The sequence below is a fragment of the Sphingobium wenxiniae genome, from assembly GCF_007830065.1.
GTDB lineage: Bacteria > Pseudomonadota > Alphaproteobacteria > Sphingomonadales > Sphingomonadaceae > Sphingobium > Sphingobium wenxiniae.
Map to the genome: position 1 here is coordinate 65034 of NZ_VLKK01000014.1, position 7366 is coordinate 72399.

The window sequence follows — 7366 nt, forward strand, 5'->3', positions numbered from 1 at the left end:
GATTGCGCCCTCCCCTCCCCGATATTTCACCCCGGCATGCCTTTGGGTGCCAGGATCCCGAATTCCTCGACGATGCGATCGGTTGTGTAGTGCGTCGCGCCGTCGCGTTCATAGGAGTTGTCCTTGAGCCGTCCGGCTATGCGCACGAGATCCCCGACTTGAGCCCGGTCGGCGATATGTTTTCGCTGGCCTTCGCTGAAGACGCTCACGCGGTTCCAGTGGCTGTCTTCCTGCCATTCGTTATCGTCACCCTTGCGGCGATAATTCGCGCAGACCGACAGCAGGGTGACTTTCGGCCGCGCGTCGATTTCCCCGATCCGGCCGATGATCTCGAACTTGGCGAAGTTGATCATGCACCCTCCATGCGCAAGGTCATTTGGCCGGCAGCCTATCGTAGGCGGCTAACTTCGCGTATCCCTCCAGGCGGGGGGATTGAACGATTGCATCAGGCGCGACGCCGATCTCTTTCTCAAAATAAAAAGAATCAAAACGCCGCTGCTCGCAGCGGAAGCTTTTCCGATTCAAAAGGATTCAGATTCAGGAGGCCGAAAGCACAGCATTTCTGCGGGTTTGAGCAAGCTTATCCTGACCGGACGGGGGATTTTGCCTGCCCTTCCGGGGGCGCTTCCCTGACCGATCGGGGGATGCAACCTGACCTGCTGGGGCCTTCCTGACCGTATGGGGGACAGCTTCCTGCTGGAGTGATTCGCTCGCCATAGCGTTCGTCAGGGACTTTCTTCGGCGTCCGCGCTGCCGTTTGCGCGGGTCCGGGCGCTTGGAAACGCGACTCGCCGCACTTCCTCATGGTTTGCTGCTTCGGAGCGAAGTTCCATCCTGACCTCTTGGGGGCCGAATCCGGTGTCTATCCTGCCCTGACTTGACGCGTAAGGACAGGTCAGGCAGATTTTCTCCCACGCTGGACGAATCGGCGCAGACTTCATGGCATGGATGACGAGCAAGCCCTAGATCACGCTGTAACGCCCTCCCCCACCGGCGATGACGCTTCTCCGGGACGGGCGATGCGGGTGGCTGCCGCCCTGCAGGCAAAGGGCGGTGACGAGTTCGCCAAGCCCGGCAGCATCGTCGAGGTCAAGTTCGTCAAAGGCCAGTCGCTTAGCCTGACTGCTTCGCGTTTGCTTGCGCTGATGATTTTGACCGCGGGCGGTGATGCCTGGGAGGACCGCCCGCACAAGATGCGAAAGGCGGACATTCGCCGCGGCCACAAGGGCAATGAGCGCATCTCGGATATGCTTGAGGAATTGCACCGCACGCTTTTCGCGGTCGACGACAAGTCCTGGCGCGGCAAGAAGGCGACGCTGCGCTTTTCGCTTATCTCGTCGTCGCGCGAAGAAGCGGAAGACGAAGAGGGCGCGGACGCTGGGTGGATCGAGTGGGAGTTCACGCCCGAAGCCCGAAAGCTGATCCAGGAATCGGAGACCTATGCGGTCCTGAACCGCCAGGCGGTGCTCGGCTTCCGATCAACCTATGCGCTCAAGCTGTACGAGATCGGGGCGCTGAGGCTGCATAGGCGCCAGTCGCTCTGGAAGGGCGACATGACGGCGCTGCGTGCGCTGCTCGGCATCGCGCCGGACGTCTACAAGGATTTCGCGCAGCTGCGCCGCAAAGTTCTCGAAAAGGCGAAGGCCGAAATCGACCAGCTCGCCCATTTTCGCGTGGAGTGGCGGGAGATCCGCCAGGGCAGAACTGTCACCGAAATCGAATTCCGCTTTGAGCCCAAGGATGCTCCGGCCCAAATCGCGACCGTGGATGAGATCGGTCGGCACTCTGCGGGCAGAAAGGCGCGGCGCGAGGACGAGGTGGAGACCGTTGCCGTCGAGGCTGTCACACAGGCGGCGGTGGCGGCCTTGGTGTCAAAGGATAAGGCTGGGGCAGGGGAGGTCACCTTCCCGAACGGCACGATCCGCTTTGGCTCGGACACGCTCGCGGCCATCGGCCGTTCGGCTGGCGGCGGTTGGGACATCGATCTCATTGCCGATGCCTATCGCGCGCAGATGGGCGAAAGGCTGGCGAAGCTCAAGGGCGCCAAGCTGATCGCATCCTGGACCGGCTTCTGCGAGAGTTTCCTGGCACGACGCGGGCGCCCCTGAGCCGAAATTGCACCGGTGCAATTTCGGGGTGAACTGCCCCCAAGGGGTCAGGTTGCGAGGGGGCGCAAAAGGTCTGCGGCGCAGATTGGGCAAGTTTCGCCCTTCGGGCTGGGCCGACTTGCGAAAATCAGCCTTCGATTGACCTAAAAGTGCAAATTGAGCTATGCCCCCTCTAGTTTCGCAAGGGGGCCTCTCTTGGCTGCATCACTCGACATTGAGGGCACGCAGGACCTGCTGTCCGTCTCGACGCTCGCACAACGGACCAGCTCTGTCCTCGAGCGGCTCCGCGACTCCGCGCGGAGTGCCCGGGCGGACGAGCGGCGCGAGCCGACGTTCCCGATTGGCAAGGCCGCGGAACTGGTCGGCCGAACCGCGGCGGCCATTCGCGAGGCCGAGAAGGACGGCCGCTTGCCGCCGCCTCCGCGAACCGAGAATAATCGGCGTGTCGGCTATACCCTGGCGCAGCTCAACGACATGCGCGGACTGTTCGGCACCCGGCCCTGGCGGGCCGCAACCGATCCCTGCTGCGTTATCGCGGTGCAGAACTTCAAGGGCGGGGTGGGGAAATCGACTCTTTCGGTGCACCTGGCCCAATATCTCGCGATCAAGGGCTACCGGGTGGCTCTCATCGATTGCGACAGCCAAGCGTCGGCAACCACGCTATTCGGCTATGTGCCCGACCTCGACCTGACCGAGGAGGACACGCTCTATCCATTCCTGCGGCACGACGACATGGAGTCGCTCGACTATGCCCTGCGCAAGACCCACTTCGACGGCCTCGAGCTTGTTCCGGCCAATCTGCGGCTGTTCCAGTCGGAATATGAAATCGCAGCGCGCATGGCGCGGGGGCAGGGGAACCTGATCGACCGCATGGCGCAAGGCATCGCGAGCATTGCCGATCGGTTCGATGTGGTGGTTCTCGATCCGCCTCCGGCGCTCGGCGCGATCTCGCTTTCGGTGCTGCGCGCGGCCAATGCGCTGGTGGTGCCGGTTCCGCCGACGGTGATGGACTTCTCGTCGACGGCGGCCTTCCTCGCCATGCTCGATGAGACCATAGAGACGCTGGCCGATCGCGGCTTGGCGCCGTCGCTGCAGTTCCTGCGCTTTGTGGCGTCCAAGGTCGATGAGAATAAGTCGATGCAGAAGGAACTGCTGAACCTGATGCGGACCCTTTTCGGTCACGCGATCGTCCGTACGCCGCTCAAGGATTCGGCCGAAATCGACAATGCAACGGCGCGGCTGATGACCGTCTACGAGCTGGACGGCCCGGTCACCAGTTCGACGGTGCGCAACCGCTGCCTTGCCTATCTTGATGGCGTGAACAGTGAAATTGAGGTCGACATTCGGTCGATGTGGCCGAGCCATTTGACGCGGCTTCGCAAGGAGGGACTCGCCTGATGCGAGCAAAATTGCACCGGTGCAATTCCGGGTAGAAGGGGTGGATGATGAGCAAGAAGAACGCCAACTTCGCGGCTGATCTGGTCGCCGGAATCGACCCGGGGGCGCAAGCCCCAGCGGCGCGGCGCCCTGGCATCGGTGCGAGCGTGCTGGCGGGCCGGGAAAGCCGGCTTGCCGAATTGGCGACGGGCAGCGTCGTCTCGCGCACCCATGAGCTTGTCGATCCCGCGCGCTGCCGAATGTGGGCGGGGCATAACCGCGAATATGCGCTCCTCAATGAGGAGCGGTGCGCCGACCTCATCGAGAGCATCAAGGCGCAGGGCAAGCAAGAAATGCCCGCCATCGTTCGCCGCGTGAAGGACGATCCTGCCTTCGATTTCGAGGTGATTTGCGGCGCGCGCCGGCATTGGACGATCAGTTGGCTGCGCGCCCACAACTATCCGGATTTCCGCTTTCTCGTCGATATCCGTAGCCTTACCGACGAGGAGGCCTTCCGTCTCGCTGACCTCGAGAATCGGGCGCGCGACGATCTCACCGATCTGGAGCGCGCGCGCGACTATCTGCGCGCGCTCGACGCCTATTATGAGGGGCGCCAGAAGGTGATGGCCGAGCGGATCAATGTCACGGAAAGCTGGCTCAGCCGCTATCTCGACCTTGCCCGGCTGCCGGCGGAACTGATGGCGGCCTTCGCCCTTCCGCAGGATCTCAGGATCAAGCATGTCACCGCGATCAAGCCTCTCTTGAAACCGGAGGATCGGCGGCAGCGTGTGTTCGCCGAGGCGGGACGTCTCGCTCAGGTGCAGTCCGATCGCGCAGCACCGATGCCGGTCCCCGATATCATACGCGCGCTCGCTCTGGCCGCCGATCCCCCCAAGAGGTCAGGATCCCCCAAGAAGTCAGGAAAGCCGGAAACGATCGTGTCCGAAGGGGGGAAACCATTGCTGAAAGTGGAGGCGGTGGATCGTAAGGGTCTCAAACTTACCTTGCTCCCGCATGCCGGTGGTACGCGGGCTGAAGCGGAGGCCGCGTTGAAAGCGCTGCTCGATCAGCATTGGAGCTAGGACAATCTTCAGCGGTTCTGAGACGTGAGAGTTTTGTCTTCACATGTTGAATATGGACTGCCCTATGACTGCAGCCTTCCAGGATGACATTCGCGAGAATGAGATCATCTCGCCCCGTCGTCTGGCGGAGCGCCTGCGCTTCTCCATGGCGCATTTGGCTCGCGTTGCTCGCCTGGATCCTAAGGCCATGACTCTGTATCCCTCCGCCCCGACCGTGCAGATTAAACTGGAGGAAATAGCCCGAGTTATAACGCGAGCGGCAGAACTTGCAGGCGAAGAAGGCAAGGCGGTTATCTGGTTCAAGCATCAACCCATTTCTGGAGTTGGGAAAACGGCCGCGGAATTGGTTGCGAATGGCGATATCGATATCGTCATGGAAGATCTCGATCGTATGGCTGCCGGGGTCTATTCCTGACAGGCGTCACTCAAGGCCGAAAGGTTAGCTTGTCCGCAGGACCTTTAGGCGAATGTCTTCTTCTCGTAGACGGTGACAATCGCCCGGCCATCCCAAACGTAGCACAGGTGCCGCTCCTGTCGGCTGTTGGCGAGTAGGCGAGGGCGGAACACCGCGGCGCACTCGCCGTCGGCGTCGCGCACGCTTTGGTACACGATGCCATCCGAACCTTGCTCACGCAGGTGCCGGCCAAGCGCCTGGCCGGCGGCATAGCTGTCCGGGGCGTAGAGGGCAGGGCGTTCATCGCGCAGGCCGCGAATATCGTGGAGCATGGCGTCCAGGTCGACCGCGTAGACGCGCATGTCGAGTTCCTGCGCCGGTTCGTGGGTGTACGCCATGAAGCGGGTTCGGTGATGGCGCGTCTCGGCAACCGCAGTCTCGATGGTGCTGGCAGCGTAGAACAGCCCGAAACTGCCGTCACAGAACCGGCTGCCATCGGGATTTAGGTGGGTGAACGCTGCCATGATCGCCGATGTTCCGGGTCCCGATACGCGGTCCTCCGGTGGGACGAGGGCGAGGTCCCCGACCTCGTCGCGAAGCCGGTCGTTGGTCATCGCCTCGATCGCATAGACCGCTTCCAGGTCGGCCGGATCCGCGACATCCTCAAACAGCGATATGGGCGGGAACCGGCTTGCGACGATCCGGTAGCACGGTTGCCACCGCACTTGCGTCGTCGCAATGGCATCCATCAGCCGCGCTGCGCGTCGATATATTGACGCACCACGTAGAGATCGGCGACATTGCCCGAGGCCATCCGCTCGATCGCCGGGCGTCCGGCGAACAGCGGCGCCTCATTGGGTTTGCGTACCCATTCGTTGGCGGTACGGGGCAGGAGCATCTTCAGCCCCTTGTAGATCCCCATGACATAGGAGATGCGCTCCAGCGCATCCTTGGGAATCGCCGCGACCGCGCCGCGCTTCCAGGTCTGGAAGGTCGAGCGGCTGTCGAGCCCGAGAAGCTTCATCTGCTCGGCTTCCTTGAGGTCCCAGGCGTCGGCAATGCGGAAAAAGGTGCGCAGCGCCGGACCGCTCAGATCCTTGCGGCTGGGCGCTTTGGCGGGGACGCCGGAATGGGCAGTTGTGGCCATTGGCCATCTCCTTCTTTCTCTGTCTATGTATGATATCTGTACATAACGTCAAGAAGAGATCAGTTTTCATACACGCCGAATGCGCGCGATGCCGCGTCAGGGATGGCCAGAACTGCCGGCGAGCAGCCGGTCGATCTCACCCATCGCCGCGTCGAACTCGGCAAGAGCCGCATGGGGGAGGGCGGTAGCCTGGTCCAAAGACGCCGGCTGCCCATCCCTTCCCGGTTCTTCGACGACCAGCAGGGCCTTCCCCTTGACCGTCTCCCGCCGTGCCATGCGCGCCGCCACAAGGGCGTCGCCGATCGCATAGGTGCCGCGCCGACTGATCCCGAACGCCCAGGTGATCTGATCGAGCCCGAGTGGCGCAAAACCAGCGAGCAGGATCCACACCTGCGGTGCCCGCGCGCTCGAGCGCAGGTGCCCCAACTGCTCGCGCATCAGCACCGCGCGCCGCCGCGCTTGCGCGACCAGCTCGGCAAGCCGGGTCACGCTGCGCTGGAGGCTGCGGGCCGCCAGCATGGCGCGTTCGCCCGGCCAGAGCTGCGGCTGCAGCGTTTGCGCCGTCACCGCGCCGGGGCAGGGGAGGGCGCGGGCCCACGCGCCGGACGCGGTCAGCAGCCGCCCCAGCGCGGCATCGACCGCCCAGAGCGGGGTGCGCGTGGCGGCCTGCTCGATCGCCACCGCGCGGTTCCCAAACGAACGGATTTGCACCGCGCGCTCCAGCGGCGCGAACCGCGGATCGGCGCGCAGCAGCGCGTGCAGGCGGGCCAGACCCGCGAAGGGCAGGGGGGTCTCGTCATCCGCGCCGGCCTGTTTCATTAGCGTGATCGCCCTGCCGATCGCTTCCTCCGCCAGCGCGTCTTCGGCTTGCATCGGGCGGTCGGCCCCGAAGCGAGCGGCCAGAGCGATGGTCTGCGCGGCATCGGCGAGCGGTTCTGTCAGCCGACATAATAGACCGCAGTTCGTCTAAACGGCGATAAATCAGATACATAGATCATAGTTTCTGCAGGACACTCTGTCCGAGCCCGATTCCACCATCGCGGTAGCAGCCAGATTGAGCTACATTCCCGCGCGCAGGGGAAGTTGTCGTGGAGCCAATCCTATGATTGAGCGAAAGCCTTCTCCTGCGCCCAGACGCAGCCTCAAATCTCTGGAGGCGGGATTGGCCCTTTTCCCGCATTTCCGGGAACACATTTCACAGTCTGGGCCGGTGACGAGCGCTCAGGTCGCAGCAATTTCCGAGGCTACCGGTCTCAAG

Annotated in this window: 9 protein-coding genes; 5 read left to right on the forward strand and 4 right to left on the reverse strand. The window is 63.1% G+C overall.

Features of this window, described 5'->3' with window-relative positions; translation table 11 throughout:
- Nucleotides 1–26: 26 nt before the first annotated feature.
- Nucleotides 27–353 (reverse strand): single-stranded DNA-binding protein, encoded by a 327-nt coding sequence (locus IQ35_RS15850; RefSeq protein ID WP_007688082.1) that lies wholly within the window; start codon nucleotides 351–353, stop codon nucleotides 27–29.
- Between the two features lie 79 nt (nucleotides 354–432).
- Here IQ35_RS15850 and IQ35_RS15855 point away from each other — a divergent pair, with 79 nt between their 5' ends.
- The 5 genes from IQ35_RS15855 to IQ35_RS15875 all read left to right on the forward strand — a co-directional run bounded on the left by IQ35_RS15855 (nucleotide 433) and on the right by IQ35_RS15875 (nucleotide 4982).
- Nucleotides 433–633: a hypothetical protein gene (locus IQ35_RS15855; RefSeq protein WP_013041755.1), complete on the forward strand. Its 201-nt coding sequence runs from the start codon at nucleotides 433–435 to the stop codon at nucleotides 631–633.
- Nucleotides 634–1019: 386 nt separating this feature from the next.
- Nucleotides 1020–2108, forward strand: coding sequence for a replication initiation protein (locus tag IQ35_RS15860; RefSeq protein ID WP_007688083.1), 1089 nt, complete (start codon nucleotides 1020–1022; stop codon nucleotides 2106–2108).
- Nucleotides 2109–2303: 195 nt separating this feature from the next.
- Nucleotides 2304–3506 (forward strand): AAA family ATPase, encoded by a 1203-nt coding sequence (locus IQ35_RS15865; protein ID WP_007688084.1) that lies wholly within the window; start codon nucleotides 2304–2306, stop codon nucleotides 3504–3506.
- A 47-nt stretch (nucleotides 3507–3553) separates the two neighbouring features.
- Nucleotides 3554–4567, forward strand: a complete 1014-nt coding sequence (locus IQ35_RS15870; protein ID WP_013849890.1) for a ParB/RepB/Spo0J family partition protein — start codon at nucleotides 3554–3556, stop codon at nucleotides 4565–4567.
- Between the two features lie 64 nt (nucleotides 4568–4631).
- Nucleotides 4632–4982 carry a hypothetical protein gene (locus tag IQ35_RS15875; RefSeq protein ID WP_007688086.1) on the forward strand — a complete coding sequence of 117 codons (351 nt, stop codon included), beginning with the start codon at nucleotides 4632–4634 and terminating at the stop codon, nucleotides 4980–4982.
- Nucleotides 4983–5026: 44 nt separating this feature from the next.
- Here IQ35_RS15875 and IQ35_RS15880 read toward each other — a convergent pair whose 3' ends face one another.
- The 3 genes from IQ35_RS15880 to IQ35_RS15890 all read right to left on the reverse strand — a co-directional run bounded on the left by IQ35_RS15880 (nucleotide 5027) and on the right by IQ35_RS15890 (nucleotide 6981).
- Nucleotides 5027–5710 carry an RES family NAD+ phosphorylase gene (locus IQ35_RS15880; protein WP_013041559.1) on the reverse strand — a complete coding sequence of 228 codons (684 nt, stop codon included), beginning with the start codon at nucleotides 5708–5710 and terminating at the stop codon, nucleotides 5027–5029.
- A complete protein-coding gene (locus IQ35_RS15885; RefSeq protein WP_007686501.1) occupies nucleotides 5710–6108 on the reverse strand; it encodes an MbcA/ParS/Xre antitoxin family protein in 399 nt (132 codons plus the stop codon). The genes IQ35_RS15880 and IQ35_RS15885 overlap by 1 nt, the downstream gene beginning before the upstream one ends.
- 96 nt (nucleotides 6109–6204) lie before the next feature.
- Nucleotides 6205–6981, reverse strand: coding sequence for a hypothetical protein (locus IQ35_RS15890; protein ID WP_237751657.1), 777 nt, complete (start codon nucleotides 6979–6981; stop codon nucleotides 6205–6207).
- Between the last annotated feature and the right edge of the window lie 385 nt (nucleotides 6982–7366).